Below are 24,329 nucleotides of genomic sequence, written 5' to 3'. Positions count from 1 at the left end.
TTTTTCAGTTTACTAATATTTTCTCTGGCGTCATCAAGATATAAGGAGTTTGGGAATTTTGCAAGCAAATTCTCATAGGACTCTATGGCTTTTGCATTATCTTTAATGCCGTACTGGTAAATCTGCCCCAGAAGGTAGACGGCATGATCGGCATAAATATTCTTCTCGGCCTGAAGCGCTATGCCGTTAAGCAGTTCAACCGCAATGGGCAGATTGTCCTGCGCTAAAACCATCTCGGCAAAACGGAAAGCCGACAGGTCGTGCAGTGTAAGGAGGTTTTCATTTTTCGACAAATCCTGGTAAAACTGCGCAGCTTCCTTAAACTGTTTCTTAAATGTCAGCATGTCCGCCTTTGCAAAGTTCAACAGGCTCATTGAATCCTGTTTTGACGTATTTATAAGCAGTGAAAGCTCAATTGCGTCGTTTGTATGGTTGTCCTCAAGATTGTTTTCAACCGCACTTAAAATCTGCGAGGCCAGCTGGAAGTTTCCGTTCCAGAATTCAATTCTGCCCCTCATATACCCGGCAAAATTCTTGTCCGTGCCCGATACCCTCGGGTTATCAGAAACCTTTGCGTAATAGTCCTCTGCAAGCTGAAGATTCCCCTTCATAATTTCAATTTCTGCCAGGCGCGAAAAAGACTCCGGGGCAAAGTTCGACATAACCGAATAATCCACTACCTTCTTAAATGAACCTTCGGCTGCCTGGATGTCGTTAAGCTTGTCCATTTCAATTACGCCGATTCTGAAATTGGCTTCATTTGTAACTTCCATCCCCTGGTAATCCTTCAGCAAGTCCTTATATGCATGAATTGCCTCCGAATATTCGGAGCTGTTTTGGGTATTAACACCGCTGAAGGGTTTCCAGTTCACGTCACTGAGGTTAAATTTTTTATCCAGCGAGGCTTCAAGCGTCTTTGCATACCCTATTTTTGCATTCGGGGCAAAAGGGCTGTTTGGGTAGGTTTCAAATATTTTCCTGTAGGCTTTCGCGGCCTCATCAAAGTGCCCTTCCTGCAGTGCCTTTTGTGCAAAACTGAATATTTCGGCTCCTGAATTGCTGTGCTCCTTGTCGATATGAAGATAAATATCGTAGGCTTTCTCGTAATCGTTGCTTTCCATATAAAGCCAGCCCAATAGGAGGCTGAAATTTATATTATCCTTCTGATCGCCCGCCCATTTTTCCACGGTCTCAATCGTTTGGCTCAGTGCATCGGGCTTATTTATATAAGAAGCCAGGCGTGCCTGAACGAGGCTCATCTGGTCGGCTTCCTTGGAAAGAATGAAGCAGTATTCCTCTGCCGCATCCTTGTATTTCATCATAATGGAATAAAGATTGGCCAGGTCAAAGGAGAACGTATAGGCCTCGGGGGATACTGCCTTGCCTTTATTTAGTATCTCGGCTGCCTTTTCAAAAGCTCTTCTTTCAACGGCGTAATTTGCAAGTACCCTGTAGGCCATCGGTTTATCGGGCAGGACTTTAAGCGCACTATCCCAGACCTCATTGCCCTTTTTCTCGTCCCCTTTTAAGTAATACGTGCTTCCAAGCATGCCGTAGAGATTTACATCCTGCGGATTCATCTGCAGCCTTTTTTCAATAATTCCAACCGCCTCGTTGTAGTTTTTAAGCTGTGTATAAACTCTTATCAGGGCGTCAAAAAACTGGTAGTTATCGGGCTGCTGCCTCAGGAGGTCCTCATAGATAGTCTTTGCCTTCTGCAGGTCACCTGCCTGCTCATAGCTTTGCCCCAGGCGCAGACGGTTATAGAGGTCGTTGAACTGGGCCGGTACTGTAGCGTACACGGTAAAAAAGAAGAATAAACATGTGAGAATTCTAAATTTCATATAGGTTTAATGTACAAAGTTCAATAGACAAAGTAAAAAATAAAACGCCGCTAAACCTCCCCTAAGGCTCTTTTCCTTCCTCAAAATGAGCCAAACCGCTGCATTTGAAGTGTAAATATCCACAAAACCCGCTAGCTATTCAAGGCAAAATAAATTAGGGAAAATTAACTTGCCCTCTCCTTTACCCTGCTTACATGCCACACCTTGCGGGCGTATTCCTTAATTGCCCGGTCGCTGGAGAAAAGGCCCATTCTTGAGGCATTAAGGACAGACTTCCTGGTCCATTCCCTCCGGTTTAAGTAAAGCTTTGAGGCAGCCTCCTGTGCCAGAAGGTAAGACTCATAGTCGGCAAAAAGCATATAATAATCCACGTTCAAAAGGCTTTCAACTACCGGGCTGAAGATACCGGGCTCCCGGGGGTTAAAATAATTTCCGCTTATCATGTCAATTACCCTTCTTAGCTCCGGATTTTTTTCATAATAAGCCCTTGGATTATAGCCCTGGCGTTTTCTTTCTGCAACTTCCTCTGAGTTTAGTCCGAATATGAAGATATTATCCTCTCCCACCTCTTCTAAAATCTCCACGTTTGCACCGTCGAGAGTACCGATTGTAAGGGCACCATTGAGGGCAAGTTTCATATTTCCGGTACCAGAGGCCTCAAAGCCTGCAGTTGAGATCTGTTCAGACAAATCGGCTGCCGGGATAATCCTCTGAGCAAGTGTTACCGAATAGTTCTTAAGGAAAAAGACTTTTAACCTGTTCCCTGTGGCGGGGTCATTATTTATTGCGCCGGCTACTGAGTTTATGAGCTTTATTATAAGCTTGGCCATGCTGTATGCAGGAGCAGCCTTGCCCGAAAATATTACGGTCCTGGGCACAAAGTCCCCTCCCGGGTTATCCTTCAGCCTGTTGTAGAGCGTAATTACGTGAAGAACGTTAAGAAGCTGTCTTTTATATTCATGGAATCTTTTAACCTGTACGTCAAAAAGGGAGTTTTCATCGGGCCTTGTGCCGTATTCTTTTTCAATCAGGCCGGAAAGGTAATTTTTCCTCAGCCATTTTGCACGCCTCCAGTTTTCAAGAAACTCCTCATCATCTAAAAACCTTTCCAGTTCCTTAAGGCGTTTCAGGTCTTTTGCCCATCCGTTTCCAACCTTCTCGTCAATTAAGAGTGAAAGATAAGGGTTTGCAATTTTAAGCCATCTTCTTGGAGTAACGCCGTTTGTAATGTTTATAAACTTACCCGGAAAAATCTCATGAAATTCGGGAAAAATGCGGCTTTTTAAGATCTCCGTGTGCATTGCGGCAACACCGTTTACCGTGTGGCATCCCACGATTGCGAGGTTTGCCATACGGACCACCTTCTCAGGCGTCTCCCCAATAATTGAAAGCCTGGCAATAACCCGTTCATCTTTAGTATAGCTGTCCCTTGCAAATTCCAGGAACCGGTAGTTAATTTCATAGATGATCTGAAGGTGGCGGGGCAGGAGCTGTTCAAAAATTGAAACCGGCCACTCCTCCAGTGCCTCCGGCACAACGGTATGGTTGGTATAGGAAAACGTTCGGGCTGTTATGTCCCATGCCTCATCCCAGTCCAGGTGCTCCTCATCCATAAGAATGCGCATAAGTTCAGGAATAGCAATTACGGGGTGTGTATCGTTTAACTGTATTGCAGTTTTTTCGGCAAACTTATTAAATGTTTTGTGGTTAATCCTGTATTTGCGGATTATGTCCTGAAGAGTTGCCGCGACAAAAAAGTATTCCTGGCGGAGCCTTAAATACTTCCCCCTTTCAAACGTGTCGTTGGGGTATAGGACTTTGGATATGTTTTCAGAAAAGTTCTTGCTTTCAACGGCGGCAAGGTAGTTCCCGCTGTTAAATTCCTTCAGGTTAAATTCCGTTGTAGCCTTTGCCTGCCAGAGCCTGAGGTTATTAACGGTCTGTGTCTTATAGCCCGGCACCGGTATGTCGTATGCCACGGCAAAGACGTCGTCTGTATCCGTCCAGTCGAAACAGAGCCTGCCGTTTTCGTCTTTTGAAGTAACAACCCTGCCCGAGAACTTGACGCGGAAGGTGATCTCACGCCTTAAGATTTCCCAGGGGTTTCCGTAGCTAAGCCAGTTATCGGGCTGCTCAACCTGATAGCCGTTTTGGATCTCCTGCTTAAATATTCCGAATTCATAGCGTATGCCGTATCCGAAGGCTGGAAGCTCCAGCGTTGCCATAGAGTCCAGGTAGCATGCTGCCAGGCGCCCTAAGCCCCCGTTACCAAGTCCCATTTCATTTTCCGCCTCCCTGATGTCCTCAAGCAAGTAGCCATTTTCGTGGAGGATATGGAAGCATTCGTCATAAAAGCCCATATTTATTAGGGAGTTTCCAAGGAGCCTTCCCATAAGAAATTCCAGGGAAAGGTAATAAACCTTTTTTACGTCTTTTTCCTTATAGAGCTGCTGGGTTCTAAGCCAGTTGCGCACCAGGCGGTCGCGCACCGACATGGACAGGGCGTAGTATATATCCTCCGGTGTTGCCGTAATCCGGTCTTTAACGAGCATAAATTCCATGTGCTCGTCAAACTGGTTTTTAAGTGAGTAGCTGCCTGTTCTTTCGCTGTCGGTAAAGAAGACCGATTGATCCTTATGATTCACACTGTCTCCTCATTGTTTCAAAACAGTATTATAGGGGCCGGGTATTATTTTAAGATAAGCTAATAATAAATAAAAATCATAAAAATAAAGGCAGGACACTTCTTCCTGTGCCCTGCCTTTATGTAACCTGAAAGATCCTTAATCCTGTTTCAGCTTGCGATATTGTACTGCCCTGAGGAAACCAGGTTGAAAAATCCGCCGAAATTCCGGGTAATTCTCAAAATTAGTAAGGAAATTTAGTCAAAATTGAAAAGACTAAAGCTGTCGGTATACTCCCCCCTTCGATTTTATACCGGAAATAAGATATTTGGCTCTAATTTTTCAGGCAAAGTATTTGATACATTTCCATATGTTGCAGATTCTGTTATTATGTTTCGTTAAGTTGACTTTAGACTGGTGTATAAGGCTGTGTGATTATAATTTCTGATTAGTGTGTTTCCTGCACAAAAATAGGACTGCAGCATCTGAATAAATCACAAATCCGGAGTACAATTATGCAGTTGAAGTTAGACAACAACGTCAGTCAATTCGCAGATGAAATTGAGGCTTTAAGCGGCCTTAACCTTTACGACTGCTACCAGTGCGGAAAGTGTTCTGCCGGATGCCCTGTGTCGCAATTTACACAAGAGTCCCCTACCAGGCTGATAAGGCTAATACAGTTAAACCAGAAAGAAACGGTCTTAAATTCCAAAACCCCTTACCTTTGCGCTTCGTGCAGCACGTGCTCCGAACGCTGCCCAATGGAAATTGACGTTGCAAAAGTTATGGAAACAGTGCGCATTCTGGCCTCGCGCGAGGGCGTTAAGCCTGCTGTGAAGGAAGTGGTGAATTTCTCGGGCGCGTTTCTGGATTCAGTTAAATCCAACGGCCGCCTCTTTGAGTTCGGAATGACTATCAGCTTTAACCTGAGAAACAGGACCCCCTTAAAAGACGCCATGCTGGGACCTGTGATGCTGCAGAAAGGAAAGCTGGGGCTTTTTCCGCAGAGTATAAAGAACAAAGAAAAAATTAAAAATATATTCAACAATTCCTCTTACTTCGAACCCAAAGAAGAAAAAAAAGAGCATTAGGAGAAAAAACAAATGGCTTATGGTTATTATCCGGGATGTTCGCTGCACTCGACTGCAAAGGAATACAGCATGTCGCTTAAGGCAGTTTGCAGAAAGCTTAATATAGAGCTTAATGAAGTAGAGGACTGGAACTGCTGCGGCGCAACGCCGGCACACACCACAAAAGAAGAGCTTGGTGTGGCGCTTGCCTACAGCAACCTCGTAAATGCTTCAAAACAGGGGCTTGATAACGTTCTGGCACCCTGCGCCGCCTGCTACAACAGGCTTAAAAACGCCTCTTACGCGGCTTCCCACTCCCCTTTACTTGAAAAAAGGATGAATGAGCTCACGGGCGGAAAAGTAGAGCATGACATTAAAGTTTTTAATATCCTGGAATTCTTCCGGGATATCTATGGTCAGGACAACCTGAAGACAGCCATCCAGAAACCATTATCTGGTTTTAACGTCGCATGTTATTACGGCTGTCTTCTTGTTCGTCCATCCAAAGTTGTAAATTTCGACGACCCCGAGGATCCGCAGTCGATGGATGAACTGGTAAATCTTCTGGGCGCGCATGCCGTAGAATGGTCGTGCAAGACTGAGTGCTGCGGCGGAAGCCATGCAATTCCCGAGACAGATATTGTACTTGAGCTGGGCAGAAGGATATTTTCTTCGGCCCAAAGCCAGGGCGCACAAATGATTGCTGTTGCATGCCCACTGTGCCAGGCCAACCTGGATATGAGGCAGGAGCAGATAAATAAGAAGTACAAAACAGATTTTAAGATGCCGGTTGTTTACATTACGCAGCTTCTGGGGCTTGCCCTTGGCATTCCTTCAGCCGAGCTCGGGCTTAATTCCCATTTTGTAAGCACTCAGGAACTGGCTAAAATTTAAGCAGGAAGAGTTTTCTAAAAAGAGATTTCTAAAAGAGAGAGTATCTAAAAAGGAGTTTTCCAATATGGCCCGCATAGGTGTTTTTGTTTGCCACTGCGGCGAAAATATAGGCCGGACTGTTGACTGCCCGGCTGTTTCGAAGAAGGCCGCGCTCCTGAGGGATGTAGTCTATTCGGTGGATTATAAGTACATGTGTTCCGATCCGGGGCAGAATATGATTAAAGATGCCATCAGGGAACACAAGCTCTCGGGCGTCGTTGTTGCCAGCTGCAGCCCCCTTATGCACGAAAAAACCTTCAGGCGTGCCGTAACTGAAGCCGGAATGAACCCTTTCCTCTGCGAAATTGCAAACATCAGGGAACACTGCTCCTGGGTGCACGAGGATAAGCCTATAGCAACTGAAAAGGCGCTTGACCTTATACGCGTAATGGTCGAAAAGGTAAAACGCAACCTGCCCCTTGAACCGATAAGAATTCCTGTGACAAAAAAAGCGCTAGTTATCGGCGGCGGAATTGCAGGCATTCAGGCAGCACTCGATATTGCAGATGGCGGTAAGGAAGTAATCCTGGTTGAAAAATCCCCTTCCATCGGGGGCCACATGGCGCAGCTTTCAGAGACCTTCCCGACACTCGACTGCTCGCAGTGCATCCTTACTCCCAAAATGGTAAGCGCAAATACGCATAAAAATATAAAGCTTTATACTTATTCCGAAATCGAGAAGGTTTCGGGCTACATAGGCAACTTCAACGTAACCATCCGTAAAAAAGCGCGCTACATCGATGAAAGCGTGTGCACCGGATGCGGCATCTGCCAGGAAAAGTGCCCGCAGAAAAAAATTCCCAGCGAATTTAACGAGGGGCTCGGCTTGCGTAAGGCCATATACGTCCCTTTCCCGCAGGCTGTTCCGAACAAACCTGTTATAGACCGCGAACACTGCACGAAATTCATAAACGGAAAGTGCGGCCTCTGCGAAAAACTCTGCGGACCCAAAGCCGTCAGGTTCGACCAGACCGATTCATTTATAAATGAGGAAATTGGCGCAATTGTAGTTGCTACGGGTTACGACCTTTACACAATTGACAAAAAGACAGATAATATCTTAAAAGGCTACGGCGAATACGGATACGGCAAGTACCCGGACGTGGTTTCGGGACTCCAGTTCGAACGCCTTGTAAGCGCCTCGGGCCCGACCTACGGCGAGCTCAAACGCCCTTCGGACGGGAAGACCCCTGAGACAATAGTCTTTATACAGTGCGTGGGTTCAAGGGACGCGGCCAAGGGGGTCAGCTACTGCTCAAAGATCTGCTGCATGTATACGGCCAAGCACACTATGCTCTATAAGCACAAAGTCCATAACGGAAAGGCTTTTGTCTTCTATATGGATATCCGGGCCGGGGGCAAGAACTACGACGAATTTGTACGCCGCGCAATTGAGGAAGACGGAGCGGTTTATTTAAGAGGCCGTGTATCTAAAATTTCACAGGAAGACGGCAAGCTGATCGTTAAAGGCGCCGACACCTTAAGCGGCGCACAGGTGGAAATTAAGGCCGATATGGTCGTCCTTGCTACTGCCATTGCTGCACAGCCGGACATTGTGCCCCTGGCACAGAAGCTCGGCGTGGGATACGACCAGTACCATTTCCTCTCTGAGGCACACCCGAAACTCCGCCCCGTTGAAACCAACAGCGCGGGAATATTTCTTGCCGGGGCCTGCCAGGCACCTAAAGATATTCCGGAAGCCGTGGCACAGGCTTCAGCCGCAGCTTCAAAAGTGCTGGGGCTTTTCAGCTCACTTGAACTGGAACGCGAGCCCTATGTGGCAAGGGTAAATGAAAATACATGCGCAGGCTGCGAGTTTTGTATTACCGCCTGCCCGTATAACGCAATTGAAAGAAAAGAAATTAAAAACCGCAAAGGTGAAGTAATTAAAATTGTCTCACACGTAAATGAGGGCAAATGCCAGGGATGCGGCACGTGTGTATCTATCTGCCGCTCAAAGTCAATCGACCTCATGGGCTTTACCGACGAGCAGGTGTATTCACAGATAAACGCTCTGTTTGTTTAACATAAAACTGAATTTGACCGTTTGGAACGGAAGGAAAAATGAACGAAAATTTTGAACCTAAAATAGCGGCTTTTGTTTGCACATGGTGCACTTACACGGGAGCCGACCTGGCCGGCACGAGCCGCCTTAAATATGAACCCAACGTCAGGGTCTTAAGACTGCCGTGTACAGGAAGGATAGACTTTTCGCTCGTAATTAAGGCTTTTGAAAACGGTGCCGACGGAGTCCTTATTAGCGGCTGCCACCCGAACGACTGCCATTACAATGCAGGCAACTTTCACGCACGCAGGCGCTTTGCAGTCTTCCGCAAGCTCCTGGAATTTGTGGGCATCGACCCCAACAGGGTTCAGTTCAGCTGGGTCTCTGCAGCCGAAGGCGCCAAGTGGCGCGACGTTGTAAATGAGGTTACAGATGAGATCCGAAGCCTCGGGCCCTTTACTGAATATCAAAAGCTCATAGCAGGCTCATTCCCCTTTCAAAACGAAATGTCTGAACCGGAAGTGATATCTGAAAAGGAACAGGTGGAAAATGTCAAATGATATAAAACAATCATCTGAAGCAAAGAAGCTTGCACGTGAGCTTTTAGAACAGGGAAAGGTCTCCGCTGTAATAGGCTATGCCGAAGGGACATTAAAAGGCAGGGTTCAGACCCTGATTGCCCGCAATCCTTTGGATGCCGAAAAGTTTATCTTTAATGAATACTGCGTAAACAACCTGGCCGTGTATCTGACAAAGTCCTACAGGCTCCTTAAGTCTGACAAACCGGTTGCAGTGTTCTTAAAGCCGTGTGACATCAGGACCGTTACGGCGCTCATTCAGGAGCACCAGATAAAACGTGAAGACATTTTTATTATTGGCATGAGCTGCCAGGGTGTCCGGAACGGAAACGGCCTTTCAGGAAAATGCCGCGCCTGCAGGATGCATAACCCGCAGTATAGTGACGCTGTAATTGGCGAAGCCATAGAAGAAAAAGAGCCCGAAGTTACAGATCCTTTTGCAAGGGTAAAAGAAATTGAAAACATGAGTACCCAGGAGCGCTGGCAGTTCTGGACGAAGGAATTTGACAAATGCATCCGCTGCTACGCCTGCCGCCAGGCGTGCCCGCTGTGCTATTGCGAGCAGTGCATTGTGGATAAGACGCAGCCGCGCTGGATTGAATCGAGTGCCCACCCTGTAGGCAACATGGCATGGCACCTTATAAGAGCGTTCCACCTTGCCGGGCGATGCATCGGCTGCGGCGAGTGCGACAGGGTCTGCCATCAGAATATACCTTTAAGCCTGCTTAATATGAAAATGAGTAAAGAGATTTTTGACCTTTACGGCTACCGCTCAGGCGTGGACCCGGAAGCAAAGCCGCCTCTTACTGAATTTAAGATGGAAGACAACGAGGAATTTATAAGATGAAAATTTATAAGCTTAAAACCGGCTACACGGAGTTTCTTGGTGCTCTTCTGCAAAAAGGGAAAAACGTTATTGCTCCCAGGTTTGCGGGCAGGACACTCCTCTTCGGTAAAATAGATAAGGCTGAAGAAGCCGTACTTCCGGAGAAATATATCAATACCGTGCGTTCGGCAAAGGAATTTATGTTCCCCGTTACCGAGGCTGTGGTGGAGTTTTCTTTCAGGAATAAAGACGTGAAGATCCATGACGCACATCCCGAAGAAGATGAAAAGCTGATCGTGGGCCTCCGCCCCTGCGACGCTGCGGCATTTACAATCACTGACGACATTTTTAACTATGAATATAAAGACGAGTTTTATTTAACCAGGCGCCGGAATGCAGCTTTAATAACATTCGCCTGCGAGTCAATCGATGAGGCATGCTTCTGTACCTCCGTGGGCTTAAAACCGGACAGCATCCAGGGAAGCGATATCCTGTTCAAAAAAAATAGCGCCGGAACCTATATAGCATATGTAAATTCTGAAAAAGGGCAAAAGGTAATTGACTCTGTAAAAGAGCTTTTTGAAGAAGTAATTGAAGTAGTGGAAGACATTCCTCTTTACAGGGACCTGGAAAATAAAATGAGAAGCCCGCTGGACACGGTAAAAATAAAGGAGTGGCTGGACAAGAATTTTGAAAGCCCGCTTTGGGACGAGTACTCTTCGCGCTGCCTCGGATGCGGCAGCTGCGCATACCTCTGCCCTACCTGCCACTGCTTTGACATAGTGGATGAGACAAAGTACTCCCAGGGCCTCAGGCGCAAGAACTGGGACGCGTGCCAGTTCCCGCTCTTTACGCTTCACGCCTCGGGCCATAACCCGCGCGAGGTGCAGTCAAAAAGATACCGCCAGAGAGTAATGCACAAGTTTAAGTACTACAGCGACCGTTTTAATAAAACGCTTTGCACCGGGTGCGGCAGATGCGTAAGAAGCTGCCCGGTGAATCTGGATATCTACCAGGTTGTTTCTGAACTTACAAAAGAAGAAACCGCTTGAAAGAGGAGACATATTGAATGAACAACATTTATAAACCTTACCTGGCAAAAATAGATGAAGTAAGGCAGGAGACTCCCGACACAAAAACCTTCAGGCTTTCTTTTACCGATCCTGAAGAGGCTGAAAAATTTTCCTTTAAGGCCGGACAGTTCGGCGAATACTCCTCTTTCGGTGACGGCGAATCAACTTTCTGCATTGCTTCCTCGCCGACAAGAAAAGGCTACATTGAATGCAGCTTTAAGGTGGTGGGTAAAGTTACAAACGCCCTTAAAAATAAGGACGTGGGGGACGTAATTGGCTTCCGCGGCCCTTACGGGAACAGTTTTCCGATTGAAGACATGAGAGGAAAAAACCTCATTTTTGTAGGCGGCGGAATAGGCCTTGCACCTTTGCGCTCACTTATATGGAACTGCCTGGACTTAAGGCAGGAGTTCGGCAGGATCACAATCCTTTACGGCGCAAGAAGCGTTTCCGACCTCTGCTATAAAGATGAGCTTAAGGAATGGGAAGAAAGAAGTGACGTCGACTTTGTAAAAACCGTGGACCCCGGAGGAGAAACAAGTGACTGGGACGGGAAAATAGGATTTGTCCCCACGGTATTAAAAGAGCTTGCCCCGGAGCCTGAAAACACGGTTGCAATTACCTGCGGACCCCCAATAATGATAAAATTTGTGCTGGCTAACCTGTCTGAACTCGGCTTTAAGCCCGAACAGGTTGTAACCACGCTCGAAAACCGCATGAAGTGCGGCCTTGGAAAATGCGGGCGCTGCAACGTCGGGAAAACTTACGTCTGCATAGACGGTCCCGTCTTTACGGCACGCGAGCTGGAAGCTCTGCCAGTGGACTTCTAAGCTGAAAGATTTTGAAACCCTCTGAAAAACTTTAGTGACCAGGCGCCGGGCTCAACCTTCAAGAGCTTCAGGCAGCCTGGCCTGAAGTTACACATTCATCTGACTTTAAATACCTCTTTACACTTATATTAAAAAGCTATAAGTTGTTAAGTAAGAGAATTACCTGATCATATACGCAAACAGGTTTTTCTTTTGCAGTTCCTCATTTAATTTTTCTGGTAAAATATATTCAAATTATAAAGAGGGGTCACACAAAATGGATACAACCGATATTCTCAACATGGCTTCATCACGCCAGACGAAAAAGTACGCCGAACCTGTAACGGGCCACGTCTCTTTGGGCTCATCTCTCAGGTTTATACTGTTTTTAATTCCATCTGTAATTCTGGCCATAATATTATTTCTTATTCTCAGACTGCCTCCCGAAATATCAGTCCCTGTAATGATTTTGGGCGTAATACTAATAATAATAGTTGTCTCGGGCGTCAGGGTTGCCGCCGAATGGGAGCGCGGCGTGGTCCTCAGGCTGGGTAAGTTCCAGGGCTTAAAAGGCCCCGGCATGATGTATATTCTTCCCTTTCTTGAATACGTGAGGTTTATTGACGTACGCGTGCTTGCCATAAATATTCCAAGCCAGAAGGTTATTACGCGCGACAACGTTCCGGCACAGATCGACGGCGCACTCTTCTTCCGTGTGGAGGATGCGGAGAAAGCCGTTATCAGAATACAGGACTTCCAGTTTGCCATCTCCCAGTTTGCACAGGCCTCCCTCCGCGACGTTGTTGGCGGGCTTACCTTAGATGAGCTCCTAACAGAAAGAGAGCAGATTCAGGAGCAGATAGGTAAAGTAGTGGAAGAAAGAATTAAGGAATGGGGCATCCACCTCGATTCAGTAAGGCTTCTTGACGTTGAAATGCCGGAGGACTTAAAGCGCATGATGTCGCGCCAGGCCTCGGCTGAAAGGGAAAAAAGAGCAAACATTACAAAAGCCGAAGGCGACAAGCTGGCAGCGGCCAACCTGGCCGAAGCCGCACGCATTATGCTCGAAAGCCCGGGCGCAATTCAGCTTAGAACACTCCAGACGGTGGACGGCCTGGGGCCCACGCCGTCAAACACAGTCATCCTCTTCCCTGCTGAACTGGGCGATGCGTTAAGAGGATTTGTGGACCATATAGTAAAAAAGTAGCAGACTAAAAAAATCAGCCGGAAATATAGATGCAAAAGATGCTTTTTACTATCTTCCTTATTTTTATTGTGCCCGTGTCATTTTTCTCTCAGGAATTGGCACATGGCGCAATAAAAGGAAAAGTAACTGATCTGGAAACAAAGGAGCCTTTAACAAATGCCACGGTATTCCTTGAAAATACAACATTTGGAACGGTTACGGACCTTAAGGGCAGTTATGAAATTGTGAACGCTGATCCGGGCTCATACCATCTTATCGTCAGCATGGTGGGTTATGAGATGAAAAGAATTCCGGTAAAAGTGATTAAAGGAATTAGCCTGGCTCTGGACGCACAGTTAAAACAGAAGCCGGTGGTCTTAGGGCAGATAAACGTTGCCGGAAAAGTTACGGATGACTGGAATGAGTACCTTGAGATCTTTGAACGGGAGTTCATAGGAAGCGGAAAATTCTCACGCGAGGTAAAGATACTTAATCCCGAAGTGATAAACTTTAGTAAAGATGAGAAGACTGAGGAGGTAAAAGCCCTTTCTGACAGCATAATTATACTGGAAAACAAAGCCCTGGGATATAAACTATTCATTATACTGGAAGCATTCTCCTGCCATATCAGCGGCGACGTGGACTATCTTACGCGTGTAAGGTTCCAGGAGCTTAAGGCTGAAGATGATGAAGAAAAAGATGAGTGGAAGGAAAACAGGCGCTACTGCTACCTGGGCTCCCCGAAGCACTTTTTCAGCTCCCTTATAAAGAAAAGGCTTTATGATGAGGGCTTCGGCGTCAGAAAAGGATCTATGCTCATGCTTACCAGCGGAGGCGGGAGCGCTGTTTCTGAAGAGGACTTTAATATGGAGGAGTTTGGCGGGGAGTTCTTGAGGCTGAACCTCGATACCGCGCTTAAAGTGGAGTATACGGGAAGAACCTCGGCAGTTACCTATTTAACGCCGGGCGCCCCGTATTTTATTCTGCTCGATATGGCAGGCAACAGGGTGGATGCCAACAACCTGAAGGTAACTGGCGACTGGGCTGAACAGCGAATGGCTACTGCCCTTCCCTATAATTATCTGCCCGGAGAATAAAAACAAAAGATGCGAAAATAAAAGTAAGTTGTTTCAGTAATCGGAATCATTTCAACAAGAAATTTAATTATAAGGAGGATTCGTGAAGCCAGGTTACAAAAAGTACATATATATTCTTTCTGTTTCTCTTTTCTCATTTTTGCTTGGTGCCGCAGCCGTGAAATTTGAAGGCGTTATAACCGGGCCGGTGGTTGAAAGTGCTGAAAAACTGATTGGACTGAATTTTACGGGTGCCGAACGCGATTCAATGCTTACGGGCCTCAACAGCCAGCTTAAAAATTACGAAGAGATGAGAAAGGTGGAGCTTAATAACAGTATCCCTCCTGCCATACTATTTAATCCCATTCCGGTAGGCATGAAGTTCGAAACAAAACAGCTCCCTTTTAAGGCCGGCAGCTATAGCAATGTCAAAATGCCGCAGAATATTGAGGACCTGGTATACTACTCAATCGGTGAACTGGCTAACTTAATAAAGACCAGAAAAGTTACTTCTGAGGCTTTAACAAAAATGTACATTGAACGTCTGAAGAAATACGGCCCCAAACTTCAGTGCGTTATTACACTGACCGAGGATCTGGCTTTGGAACAGGCAAGGCGCGCCGATAAGGAAATTGCACAGGGCAGGTACCGCGGGCTTCTTCACGGAATTCCCTACGGCGCAAAGGACCTCCTGGCTAAAAAGGGGTATAAGACCACCTGGGGCGCAGCGCCTTACAGGGACCAGGTAATTGACATGGACGCAACTGTAATTAAAAAGCTTGAACAGGCCGGTGCCGTTCTGGTGGCCAAGCTTTCAATGGGCGCCCTTGCATGGGGAGATGTATGGTTTGGAGGCATGACGCGCAACCCCTGGGACCTGAAGCAGGGCTCCTCGGGCTCTTCGGCGGGCTCGGCTTCTTCTGTCTCCGCAGGGCTCCTCCCTTTTGCAATCGGGACTGAAACCTGGGGCTCAATTGTATCTCCTTCCACTATCTGCGGCGTCTCCGGACTCCGTCCCACATACGGCCGCGTAAGCCGTACGGGCGCTATGGCGCTCAGCTGGTCTATGGATAAAATCGGACCCATATGCCGCAACGCTGAAGACTGTGCGATTGTTCTTAATTATATATACGGTCCTGACGGGATCGACCAGAGCCTCTATAACGTTCCTTTTAATTATAATTATAACGTGAGCCTCAAGGGCCTTAAGATCGGGTACCTGAAGAATGACTTTTCACATAACTATGCCTTCAAGGAAAACGACTCCATAACGCTTGAGACTTTAAGAAAAATGGGCGCCACACTCGTTCCCCTTGAACTGCCGGACCTTCCGGTTAACGCAATTTCATTCATACTGGACGCCGAGGCCGCGGCGGCTTTTGACGACCTTACAAGAAGCAACCGCGACGACCTCATGGTGCGCCAGATAAAAAACGCCTGGCCTAATGTTTTCCGCCAGTCGAGGTTCATTCCGGCAGTGGAATATATCAACGCCAACCGCATCCGCTATGAGCTTATCCAGAGAATGGACAAAATGGTTAAAGATGTGGACCTTTACATGGCGCCTTCGGACGAAGGAGATAACTCACTTGTAACCAACCTTACGGGGCATCCTTTGGTGGTTGTACCGAACGGCTTTACAAAAGACGGGCACCCGACAAGCATTACATTTGTTGGAAAGCTTTTTGAAGAAGGCAGAATAGCAGCTGTTGCAAAAGCATACCAGGATAAAACAGGCTTCCAGCTGAAACACCCTGTTCTGAATTTTTAATTTTTTTGTATCTTTAATCAGGACTTAAAATATTTCTCCAGGTGGCGGGAACCGTACTTACGCCCGGGGTGTTAAACTTAGAAGAACCGGCGTTACGGTCATAAATTGTGGGGTAGACTAAAAAAAGTAATATTTCTACCTTAAATTTAAGACAGTAATATAAAACAAGGAGGTATCTACACAGATTTCACACATTAACTCATGAAAGGAGGTCAGATATGGTCTTTAATCTTGAAGGCTACAGTTTTGACGAAGAAAGCGGCAATTTCAGGGTCAGTGATGTAGAGTTGACCGTTTATGAGTTCATGATATGCAGATTTGAAATCGGTAATGGCATTGTAAGTGTAGTAGATAGTTATGGAAAGATAACACACGTACTTTCGGATGATGCTCTTGGAAAGCTGAGTCACTTAAGGGCACAGTATAATTAGCCGGGTACGTCTTAAATCAGGTCGTGAAAAGGATACTGGAATATAAAATCCTGAACTCCGCAATAATTTTCTTTTAGGTGCGGAGTTCAGGATTTGCTGTTTTCAGCAGAACTCTTGAAGAAAAACAGTATAACTGCAATCAGGAGGCTTACAACCGAAGAAATAATGAAAGGAACCGAAGAGCCGAAACGGTCCCAGAGAATTCCCGTCAATACAGAGCCCGCCATAACAGCAAAGCTGGAAAGCATTGTAAGAAGCCCTATTGCCGATCCCCTGTTTTCATCCCTGATCAAGTCCGCAATCCAGGCCTTGGTTATCCCTTCTGTGGAGGCGGCATAAATGCCGTAAAGAGCAAAAAGAGCCCACATCAGAATAAAACTTCCTGAGAAGGCAAAACCTGAATAAACAATTGAAAAGACAACAAGCCCTGATGTAAGCACGTTCTTCTTCCCTATCCTGTCCGACAAAAGACCTGCGGGATAGGAAAAAGATGCATAAACAAGGTTATAAAACACGTAGCCGAATATTGCAAGTGAGTCCGACTTTGCAATTGAGCGCGATTTGAGTATTAAAAACACGTCGCTGCTGTTGACGAGCGAAAACAGTGTAAAAAGGACAATCAGAGTCTTATATTCCCGGGGAGCCCGGCGCCAGAACTCCAGGTAATGCCCTTTCTTTTTAATAATTGCTTCAACCGGCTTATCCTTAACAGTAAGCGTAAAGGCAACGGCAATTAAAGACGGGATAAAGGCGATAAGAAAGATAATGGAGTAATTTCCCGGGTAGAGTGCCAGTAAAAGGAGCGCGCCCAAAGGTCCCAACGCCGCGCCCAGCGTATCCATTGCGCGGTGGAATCCGAAGACTGCACCCGTGTTGCCGTTGGAATATCCTGCAAGAAGCGCATCCCTGGGAGCCGTACGGACACCCTTACCTACCCTGTCGGTAACTCTTGAGAATAAAACCATTCCGAAGTTCTGGAATATGCCCGGAAGAGGCTTAACAAGGCCCGAAAGACCGTAGCCAATTATAACAAAAATTGAACGCTTGCCAAGTTTGTCGGATAAAACCCCGAAATAACCCTTCAGAAGTCCAGCCGTTATCTCGGCAATCCCTTCAATAAGGCCTATTGCGGCCATTGTAGCCCCTAGCGAAGTCAGAAAAATTGGAGTTACGGGATAGAGCATCTCACTGGCAACGTCTGTAAAGAGGCTTACCATGCTGAGAATAATAACCTGACGGGGTAATCTTTTTATGGACATCTTTTGTTCTGTACTGAATACTAAAAAAAAATATCCCCGGTGATATTTCCGGGGATTAATAAAATTAACACACTCAGAGATTAATCAAAAGCAGAAGCTTATAAGCCGCCATGCCGAATGCCGCAGAAAGAGGAATTGTAAGTATCCATGCCCATATAATATTTCGGGCAACTTTCCAGCGCACGGCCTTTGTGCTTTTAGCGGCTCCCACGCCTGCAATTGCGCCTGAAATGGTGTGCGTTGTGCTGACAGGTACACCGAAAGCCGAGGCAATAAAAATTGTAATGCTGGCCGAGCTCTCGGCGCTGAAGCCGCCAAAGGGGGTCAGCTTTGTCATTTTCATTCCGAGCGTCTTAATTACCTTCCAGCCTCCGAAGAGTGTACCAAGGGCAATAACCGTGTTACATGAAAAAACGACCCAGTAAGGTGTGTGTGCCGCGGGGCTTAAGGCCTTGTTTGCAATGAGAACCATTGTAATAAGCCCCATGGTCTTCTGAGCGTCGTTACCCCCGTGGCTTAAGCTGTATGCTGCAGCCGAGGCTATCTGAAGCTTTCTGAAATGCTTGTCCACTTTCCTGGGCGCCGAATCTTTTACAATCCATATTGTTATAACTGAAAAAATTCCTGCAATGAGGTATCCGAGCACCGGAGAAATGAAAATGAAAGCTATAATCTTTAGAAATCCGCTGGCAATAAGGGCGCCGAAGCCGGCTTTTAATACTGCCACGCCGCCCAGGCCGCCGATAAGGCAGTGCGATATGCTTAAGGGGATGCCAAGGTGTGTTGCTGCGGCAGCCATTATGATTGCTCCTACCAGCGCCGAGAGAATAACGGTATTGTCAAGTACAGAGACTACCACCAGGCCTTTTCCTATTGTTGCTGCCACGCCGAGGCCAAAGACAAAAATGGCGGCAAAGTTAAAGAAAGCCGCCCAGGCTACGGCCTGAAAAGGCGTAAGGACCTTTGTGGCTACAACAGTTGCAATGGAATTTGCGGCGTCGTGCATACCGTTATAGAAATCAAAAAGAAAGGCTAGCGTAATAATTAAAACTGCAATAAGAGGGAGCGTTATCCCGATAAAGGGAAGTGTTAATGATAAATTCATATATGATTTTTTGTGTTAATCAGCCGTTTTTAAGTGAAATTGTAAAAATTACAGAAGCTACCGCCTGGCATTTGTCTGTTATATCTTCAAGAACGTCCAGTACCTCTTTTCTCTTTATGAGTTCAATTGCGTTGCTTTCTTCCTTAAAGAGCTTAGTGATAGCTTCCCTGTAGATCAGATCAGCTTCCTGTTCCAGGTCTTTTACAATTTTCAGGTTATCGTTGGATTTTACTTTTCTGTCCACAATTGAGGTATAAAGTTCCTTGATCTGCATTGAAGCGATCTGCAGGAGCTTTTCAGCTACTTTCAAAGGCTCGGTGAGGTTATAAACTTTTGCGCGTGTAACGGCGGCGTTGATGGCGTCGGATACTTTTTCAAGGGTTTTGATGAGTGCGTATATGTCCTCGCGGTCAAAAGGGGTCAGGAAGCTCTTGTCGAGCTTATTGAACACCTTGTGTGAGATCTCATCGCACCTTTTTTCAAGCGCTTTAAGTTTTAAGGATGTTTCTTCGTCATAATTGGCATTTCCGAAGAAATTCTTGGCCAGTGTAGCCATTTCGCTGATTGCGATTATCATGGCGCTGAAATCTTCAAAATACTTTTCTTCTTTGGGTAATAGTGCTTTAAACATGTGGTGTTGATTGTTGTTAGTTTTGCTTCTGCAAACTTAGGAATTTTTTATCTATAATAAAAGGTGATTGACAAAGGGGCGTCTTTTGGCGGCAAAAGGTAGGAAAATAATATAGTTGACAAATTCAGAAGTACTTATATCTTAATGTATAAGAATTAGAGAAGTTATATAGTCATGAGTTTCCAGTCCAGACACAAAACGGTTCACGGGTGCTCACCGTTAATTTACAGCGGCAATATTAATAATTAAAAGTAAAGGAGCTTATATGGAATATTATGAACTCCATCCTTTAACTCCTCAGTTGCGCTATATTAACAAGGCAGTTGAGGTCTTAAAGAATGGCGGCGTTATAATCTATCCTACAGATACAGTTTATGGTATCGGCTGCGATATTTTCAACAAAGAGGCCCTCGACAGGGTATTTGCAATTAAACAGGATTCAGGCACAAAACTCTTAAGTTTTGTATGTGCGGATCTGAAAGATATTTCAAAGTATGCTAAAGTCTCAGACTATGCATACAGGACAATGAAGCACCTTCTGCCCGGGCCCTACACTTTCATTCTGCCGGCGGCAAGGGAAGTACCCAAGAAGTTATGGTCAAAAAGGCAGACCGTAGGCATCAGGGTTCCGCAGCACAACGTTGCCCTTACTCTTGTAAAAGAGCTAGGTAACCCGATTGTCTCAACAAGCGTTACAAACAGGAAAAATGAAATTATATATGACCCGGCTGAGATCAGGAGCATATTCAACACACAGGTGGACTTAATGCTTGCAAGCGGAAACCTTCAGGGCGGAGTCTCATCAATTGTTGACTTAAGTGACGACGTCCCGGAGATTATCAGAGAAGGAGCAGGAGACGTAAGTATATTCCGGGCCTAGTGACAAAGTATATAGAAGATTAAAAAAGAAAACCCGGCTTCCTTTTATTAAGGAGCCGGGTTTTTTTGTTGCTTAATCTGCTGTTCTATACCTTCTTGTATGAAACCGTAGCCGATGCCTGATGGACGGGGTAAATTACCACGTCGGCAATTACTACGTGCGCCGGACGCGAGGCCATAAAGACAATTGTTTCTGCAATGTCCTTGCCTACCAGCGGATCAAGTCCCCTGTAGACATTCTTTGCCTTTTCAGCGTCTCCTTCAAACCTGATCACACTGAAATTTGTCTCAACCATTCCCGGATCAATTGAGCTAACCTTGATCTTTGTTTCAACAAGATCCATTCTGAGTGATTTTGTAATTGCATCAACGGCATGCTTTGTAGCACAGTATACGCTTCCCTTTGGATATGCCTGCTGCCCTGCAATTGAACCCAGGTTAATTATGTGCCCGCTGTCCCTTTTTACCATAAGAGGCACAACGGCTCTTGAGACGTAAAGAAGCCCTTTTACGTTTGTATCAATCATTACATCCCAGTTATCCGGATTGTCCTCGTAGAACTTGTTCATGCCAACTGCCAGCCCTGCGTTATTGACCAGGATGTCGATATTCTTCCATTCTTCGGGAAGTGAATCTATTGCTGACTCAACAGCTTTCCTGTTCCTTACGTCCAGCTTGAAATCGTAAACCTTAACGCCGAACTCTTTTCTGATGTTTTCAGAGATGATGTTTAGAATGTCGATCCTTCTGGCGCAAAGTATGAGGTTGCTGCCGGCTTTTGCAAATTCCTCGGCACATGCTTTCCCGATGCCCGAAGTAGCACCGGTGATAAATACTACTTTGTTTTTTAACGCTTCCATTTTGCTCCTGTATTATTAGTTATAGAAAAATGCTTTTACTTTTATTTTCTCAGGACTGAAACCCGGATTTATCTTTCAATCCAGCTTGGTCTTTTTGTCTCAAAATCGGGGGCTGTAACAATGAACGGGTAGTCCCTTTTTACAGCCGTCCCCATGCCCTGAGCGCCTTTTTCAGGTGACTCTGCCTTCCAGGACTGATCGCTTAAAATCTCAATTGTGCTCCCGCCTGCTTTAACTTCGGCCATTAAGTTAAATCCTGCAAAGCCTTTGGGAAGAAAGTTCTGAACTTCAACTTTAATGGTGTTCTCCCCTTCCTTCAGGTATTTTGTGACGTCCAGGAATTTAATCCTCCTGTAGTCAACCAGAAGTGAAAGTGAGCGTTTAGCGTAAACCTCGTCAACATACTGCCCGTTAATAAAAAGCCTGGCGTACGTGTCACCCAGCAGCTGCAGAAGAGCCGATGAGGGTTTTTCATTAAGTGTAAAAGTCTTAGTAAACGAGGCATTCTTTGCAAATGTTGTGTCGTTTACCTTGCAGTAGATCCACTCGCTTGGGATCTGCGGCGCCTTAAGTGTACCATTTGCAAGCTGCTGCTTTGTCTCGGTAAAGTAGCTGATAAGACGTGTGAACTTGTCCTCAATCATGTTGAGGTTGTCTTTTTTGTAATACTTAAGCCAGTTATCTGCAAATTCACCTTTCAGCTTGTTAAGTTCCGCTATATTCCCGTCAATCATACTGTTCAGGCTCTTTATATCGACGTCCTTTCCCTGGAGCTTGTCCTGCAGTATGAACTGTGTGTTAAGCTTTGTCTGGTACCATTCGTCAAGCCTGATAAGGAAACTGATAAGATCGAGCTGGTCCTTATTGCTTTTAGCTGAAGCTTTAACGTCGTTAATAATGCTTTTTGCCGTGGGAAGAGTGGATTTCATCCAGCTGATCTTTACAACGGGTGACACCTTAGGCTCCCACCATGAGGGGTCGCGGAATGGAAGAAGCGGGTGGCGGAAGACTTCGTGCCATACAACCTGGTTAAGGGGCGAGTTTATAGTTTCGTAAAGACTTGCCAGGCGGGCGTCATCCGTGCCGTAAAAATCTGTAAGGAAGTCGTGTGAGAACTTAGCCTCATTGCTTGCCTTAAGGTTCCATGCGCACTGTGCCGACCAGGCGTAGCCGTAATCGTTTAATTCCTTGTAGGTCTCACCCCCGTAGTCGCCCCAGTTGGAGTTGATCATACCGATAGCCCCATTCTTAAGGCCGGACTCTGTGATGTACCTGATATTCGGTATGGCGTTTTCATTTACAGGGAAATTTGAGGAGTAATTCCATACCGTGGGGGAAACAAGGTACGGGTGCCCGGCCTTTGCAAAAACTTCCGTCGAAGGATATGCCGCGTCGGGCCTGTAGTGCCAGTCTACAACCGTAATATCTTTTGGCAGCCCTTCAAGAATTTCGGGGTGGCTTAAAATAATGTCTCCATACATCATTACCTTTTTGCCGTAGCCTTTTAACATATCGTAAACTTTCAGGTAATGCTTAAGGTGAACCTGTGCCATGGAAGATTCTTCAACCAGGTGACGGCTTTTCCCAAGTCCCACGTCGTATGTCTCATCTGCTCCCATGTTGAAGTATTCAGACGGGAATAAAGCCGTAGCCTCTTTAAGGAGATTATTTAAGAATGTGTAGGTCGAGTCGCTTGAAACGTTAAGCGAGGCTGCTCCCGGAAACTCGGCGTATTTCACGAATTCTTCCTGTGAAAGGAGGTTTTCATAGTGCCCGAGCGTCTGAAATGCCGGAATTATATCTATATAATAGTTTTTGGCGTATGCCACCAGCTCTTTTACCTCGTCTTTTGTCAGTGCTCCCCTGTTCTGCCCTATTGCCGGGTACTGGTCGAAGCGGAGCACGTCTTCAATGTACGGCATATAAATGTTCATTTTATAGCGGGCCAAAAATCTTATGATCCTCTTGAATTCATCCAGATTCGGAACCTGTCCGCGGCTTATGTCGTCTGAGATGCCGCGCATCTTCATATCGGGCCAGTCCAGGATTTCAAGAGCTGAGAGCGTATTGTCCCTGGATCTGTCCAGGATCTGGTTCAAGGTCATTACGCCGTAAAGAATTCCTTTTCCCGAGGTGCTTTGTATGGAAATGCCGTCTTTAGAAACAGAAAGCGAGTAGCCTTCCTCGTTAAGTTCAACAGGGCTTTTTGAAACGAGCCTGCTCCCGGGAGCATACTCCAGGAGCACGATGCTCCCCTTTTCGGGCTGCCCTTCTGAGACTGTGGCTTCTACTTTAATTGTGGAGAGGGTCTGCTTTAATAATTCTGCTGCAAACCTGTTCTTTGAGCTGTTGGGGCCTGAGAGCACTATTTTGATCGCGGGGGAAAGCCTGAATGCTCCTGCCTGCCTGTTTACTATTCTTGGATATGGCACAACCTGTATGTCTTCACTCTGAGCCTGAAGGTTAAACGCATAGGTCATGCATGCAATAAGTAAAAATAAAAACCGTTTCATTAATATTCCTTTAATTGGGGGATTTAGTTTTTTTTGATGATGCTTCCGGAATTTCAAATTGAAATTTAACCCAGGAAAACTTACAATTTTACATAATAAAAAAAAACAAGTCGTCCCTTTATGTTAAATTTATTATTATACATCAGGAGAAATTTTGTCTTATATTTTAAGAATAAAGAGGTCTAAATTTTTGTTTTCCTTAATCTGCCGGAATTTTTATATTAAAAGCTTAAGAAAAGACCCGCTGGCTTAAAAAGAACTGAGTTTTGCCCCTGGGGTCTCGAACTAATTATTTGCGTATTTAGTATCCGGGTAATTTATGGAGTCAAAGTTAAAGCTGGATCTGGAAAGGATTTTCAGGGAGGCCACTTCATCTGGCGAACTGTTTGATTCGTTTCAAAAGGCAATTAAACATAAACTGAAGGATGCAGAGCTCTTTAAGATCCTGCTCAGCAATATAATACTGAGCCCCGACGAAATAAAAATGTATACTGAAAAACTCTGCCGCGAGTATAATGATATCCGTTACGACATATATATGTGGGCGGCTAATATACTCGAAAGCATGCATGCCGGCGAACACCTCGAAACAGCCTTTGAATATTACAGAAAAGCAATAGAATCAAACCGCACCGACTACCAGCCATATATTTCTATGGCTAAGATGTATAACCCTGAACTCGATGTCCCTCCTAAAAAAGTCCTGCTTGAACTCTTAAAAAACGGCATCGAAGAAGTCCGCCATAAAAGCAGGGTCTGCAGGGCAATTGCGGACCTTTACGACATCCTGCAGGATAAGGTAATGAAACAGAAGTATCTTGCAATGGCAGCTAAATATGCGCGCGGCGGAATGTAG

Annotated in this window: 20 protein-coding genes; 13 read left to right on the top strand and 7 right to left on the bottom strand. The window is 45.8% G+C overall.

What is annotated here, in order from left to right:
• Both HF312_17020 and HF312_17015 read right to left on the bottom strand, forming a co-directional pair.
• Positions 1–1,844 (bottom strand): tetratricopeptide repeat protein (locus tag HF312_17020; GenBank protein ID MCU7521920.1); only part of this gene is annotated, 1,844 nt, incomplete at its 3' end.
• A 164-nt stretch (positions 1,845–2,008) separates the two neighbouring features.
• Positions 2,009–4,405 carry a glycogen/starch/alpha-glucan phosphorylase gene (locus HF312_17015; GenBank protein ID MCU7521919.1) on the bottom strand — a complete coding sequence of 799 codons (2,397 nt, stop codon included), beginning with the start codon at positions 4,403–4,405 and terminating at the stop codon, positions 2,009–2,011.
• Positions 4,406–4,983: 578 nt separating this feature from the next.
• Here HF312_17015 and HF312_17010 point away from each other — a divergent pair.
• The 11 genes from HF312_17010 to HF312_16960 all read left to right on the top strand — a co-directional run bounded on the left by HF312_17010 (position 4,984) and on the right by HF312_16960 (position 16,226).
• Entirely contained in the window at positions 4,984–5,559 is a 576-nt protein-coding gene (locus HF312_17010; GenBank protein MCU7521918.1) for a heterodisulfide reductase subunit C, read from the top strand.
• 12 nt (positions 5,560–5,571) lie between these two features.
• Entirely contained in the window at positions 5,572–6,432 is an 861-nt protein-coding gene (locus HF312_17005; GenBank protein ID MCU7521917.1) for a heterodisulfide reductase subunit B, read from the top strand.
• 64 nt (positions 6,433–6,496) lie between these two features.
• Positions 6,497–8,497 carry a CoB--CoM heterodisulfide reductase iron-sulfur subunit A family protein gene (locus HF312_17000; protein ID MCU7521916.1) on the top strand — a complete coding sequence of 667 codons (2,001 nt, stop codon included), beginning with the start codon at positions 6,497–6,499 and terminating at the stop codon, positions 8,495–8,497.
• 38 nt (positions 8,498–8,535) lie between these two features.
• Positions 8,536–9,036 (top strand): hydrogenase iron-sulfur subunit, encoded by a 501-nt coding sequence (locus HF312_16995; protein MCU7521915.1) that lies wholly within the window; start codon positions 8,536–8,538, stop codon positions 9,034–9,036.
• Positions 9,026–9,901: a Fe-S oxidoreductase gene (locus HF312_16990; GenBank protein MCU7521914.1), complete on the top strand. Its 876-nt coding sequence runs from the start codon at positions 9,026–9,028 to the stop codon at positions 9,899–9,901. Before HF312_16995 ends, HF312_16990 begins: the two co-directional genes overlap by 11 nt.
• The gene (locus HF312_16985) at positions 9,898–10,932 is read left to right on the top strand and encodes a 4Fe-4S binding protein (protein MCU7521913.1); all 1,035 of its coding nucleotides are present in this window, start codon (positions 9,898–9,900) and stop codon (positions 10,930–10,932) included. Before HF312_16990 ends, HF312_16985 begins: the two co-directional genes overlap by 4 nt.
• A gap of 17 nt (positions 10,933–10,949) precedes the next feature.
• Positions 10,950–11,783 (top strand): heterodisulfide reductase subunit F, encoded by an 834-nt coding sequence (locus HF312_16980; GenBank protein MCU7521912.1) that lies wholly within the window; start codon positions 10,950–10,952, stop codon positions 11,781–11,783.
• 256 nt (positions 11,784–12,039) lie between these two features.
• On the top strand, positions 12,040–12,969 hold the full coding sequence (locus HF312_16975) for a slipin family protein (protein ID MCU7521911.1): 930 nt from the start codon (positions 12,040–12,042) through the stop codon (positions 12,967–12,969).
• 29 nt (positions 12,970–12,998) lie between these two features.
• Positions 12,999–14,045, top strand: a complete 1,047-nt coding sequence (locus HF312_16970; GenBank protein MCU7521910.1) for a carboxypeptidase-like regulatory domain-containing protein — start codon at positions 12,999–13,001, stop codon at positions 14,043–14,045.
• Between the two features lie 247 nt (positions 14,046–14,292).
• A complete protein-coding gene (locus tag HF312_16965; protein ID MCU7521909.1) occupies positions 14,293–15,795 on the top strand; it encodes an amidase in 1,503 nt (500 codons plus the stop codon).
• 218 nt (positions 15,796–16,013) lie between these two features.
• Positions 16,014–16,226, top strand: coding sequence for a hypothetical protein (locus tag HF312_16960; GenBank protein ID MCU7521908.1), 213 nt, complete (start codon positions 16,014–16,016; stop codon positions 16,224–16,226).
• An 86-nt stretch (positions 16,227–16,312) separates the two neighbouring features.
• Here the strand turns inward: HF312_16960 and HF312_16955 are convergent, their stop codons facing one another.
• The 3 genes from HF312_16955 to HF312_16945 form a co-directional block, all read right to left on the bottom strand.
• Positions 16,313–17,485, bottom strand: coding sequence for an MFS transporter (locus HF312_16955; protein ID MCU7521907.1), 1,173 nt, complete (start codon positions 17,483–17,485; stop codon positions 16,313–16,315).
• Positions 17,486–17,558: 73 nt separating this feature from the next.
• On the bottom strand, positions 17,559–18,590 hold the full coding sequence (locus HF312_16950; protein ID MCU7521906.1) for an inorganic phosphate transporter: 1,032 nt from the start codon (positions 18,588–18,590) through the stop codon (positions 17,559–17,561).
• A gap of 19 nt (positions 18,591–18,609) precedes the next feature.
• Positions 18,610–19,221, bottom strand: coding sequence for a DUF47 family protein (locus HF312_16945; protein MCU7521905.1), 612 nt, complete (start codon positions 19,219–19,221; stop codon positions 18,610–18,612).
• 265 nt (positions 19,222–19,486) lie between these two features.
• Here HF312_16945 and HF312_16940 point away from each other — a divergent pair, with 265 nt between their 5' ends.
• Complete coding sequence (locus HF312_16940; GenBank protein ID MCU7521904.1) at positions 19,487–20,101, top strand: threonylcarbamoyl-AMP synthase; 615 nt, start codon at positions 19,487–19,489, stop codon at positions 20,099–20,101.
• 85 nt (positions 20,102–20,186) lie between these two features.
• Here HF312_16940 and HF312_16935 read toward each other — a convergent pair whose 3' ends face one another.
• Together HF312_16935 and HF312_16930 are read right to left on the bottom strand one after the other, a co-directional pair.
• Positions 20,187–20,960, bottom strand: coding sequence for an SDR family oxidoreductase (locus HF312_16935; protein ID MCU7521903.1), 774 nt, complete (start codon positions 20,958–20,960; stop codon positions 20,187–20,189).
• A gap of 68 nt (positions 20,961–21,028) precedes the next feature.
• Complete coding sequence (locus HF312_16930) at positions 21,029–23,473, bottom strand: family 20 glycosylhydrolase (GenBank protein ID MCU7521902.1); 2,445 nt, start codon at positions 23,471–23,473, stop codon at positions 21,029–21,031.
• A gap of 319 nt (positions 23,474–23,792) precedes the next feature.
• On the opposite strand from HF312_16930, the gene HF312_16925 reads away from it, so the two are divergent.
• A complete protein-coding gene (locus HF312_16925; GenBank protein MCU7521901.1) occupies positions 23,793–24,329 on the top strand; it encodes a hypothetical protein in 537 nt (178 codons plus the stop codon).

The organism is Ignavibacteria bacterium, assembly GCA_025612375.1.
GTDB lineage: Bacteria > Bacteroidota > Ignavibacteria > Ignavibacteriales > SURF-24 > JAAXKN01.
This window is presented reverse-complemented; position numbering and strand designations above follow the sequence as displayed.

Coding starts and splice junctions, on each gene's coding strand:
- HF312_16980 (MCU7521912.1), top strand. CDS start 10,950: ATGAACAACATTTATAAACCTTACCTGGCAAAAATAGATGAAGTAAGG.
- HF312_16940 (MCU7521904.1), top strand. CDS start 19,487: ATGGAATATTATGAACTCCATCCTTTAACTCCTCAGTTGCGCTATATT.
- HF312_17000 (MCU7521916.1), top strand. CDS start 6,497: ATGGCCCGCATAGGTGTTTTTGTTTGCCACTGCGGCGAAAATATAGGC.
- HF312_17005 (MCU7521917.1), top strand. CDS start 5,572: ATGGCTTATGGTTATTATCCGGGATGTTCGCTGCACTCGACTGCAAAG.
- HF312_16960 (MCU7521908.1), top strand. CDS start 16,014: ATGGTCTTTAATCTTGAAGGCTACAGTTTTGACGAAGAAAGCGGCAAT.
- HF312_17015 (MCU7521919.1), bottom strand. CDS start 4,405: ATGGAATTTATGCTCGTTAAAGACCGGATTACGGCAACACCGGAGGAT.
- HF312_17010 (MCU7521918.1), top strand. CDS start 4,984: ATGCAGTTGAAGTTAGACAACAACGTCAGTCAATTCGCAGATGAAATT.
- HF312_16945 (MCU7521905.1), bottom strand. CDS start 19,221: ATGTTTAAAGCACTATTACCCAAAGAAGAAAAGTATTTTGAAGATTTC.
- HF312_16975 (MCU7521911.1), top strand. CDS start 12,040: ATGGATACAACCGATATTCTCAACATGGCTTCATCACGCCAGACGAAA.
- HF312_16925 (MCU7521901.1), top strand. CDS start 23,793: ATGGAGTCAAAGTTAAAGCTGGATCTGGAAAGGATTTTCAGGGAGGCC.
- HF312_16985 (MCU7521913.1), top strand. CDS start 9,898: ATGAAAATTTATAAGCTTAAAACCGGCTACACGGAGTTTCTTGGTGCT.
- HF312_16990 (MCU7521914.1), top strand. CDS start 9,026: ATGTCAAATGATATAAAACAATCATCTGAAGCAAAGAAGCTTGCACGT.
- HF312_16995 (MCU7521915.1), top strand. CDS start 8,536: ATGAACGAAAATTTTGAACCTAAAATAGCGGCTTTTGTTTGCACATGG.
- HF312_16930 (MCU7521902.1), bottom strand. CDS start 23,473: ATGAAACGGTTTTTATTTTTACTTATTGCATGCATGACCTATGCGTTT.
- HF312_16970 (MCU7521910.1), top strand. CDS start 12,999: ATGCAAAAGATGCTTTTTACTATCTTCCTTATTTTTATTGTGCCCGTG.
- HF312_16935 (MCU7521903.1), bottom strand. CDS start 20,960: ATGGAAGCGTTAAAAAACAAAGTAGTATTTATCACCGGTGCTACTTCG.
- HF312_16965 (MCU7521909.1), top strand. CDS start 14,293: ATGCTTACGGGCCTCAACAGCCAGCTTAAAAATTACGAAGAGATGAGA.
- HF312_16955 (MCU7521907.1), bottom strand. CDS start 17,485: ATGTCCATAAAAAGATTACCCCGTCAGGTTATTATTCTCAGCATGGTA.
- HF312_16950 (MCU7521906.1), bottom strand. CDS start 18,590: ATGAATTTATCATTAACACTTCCCTTTATCGGGATAACGCTCCCTCTT.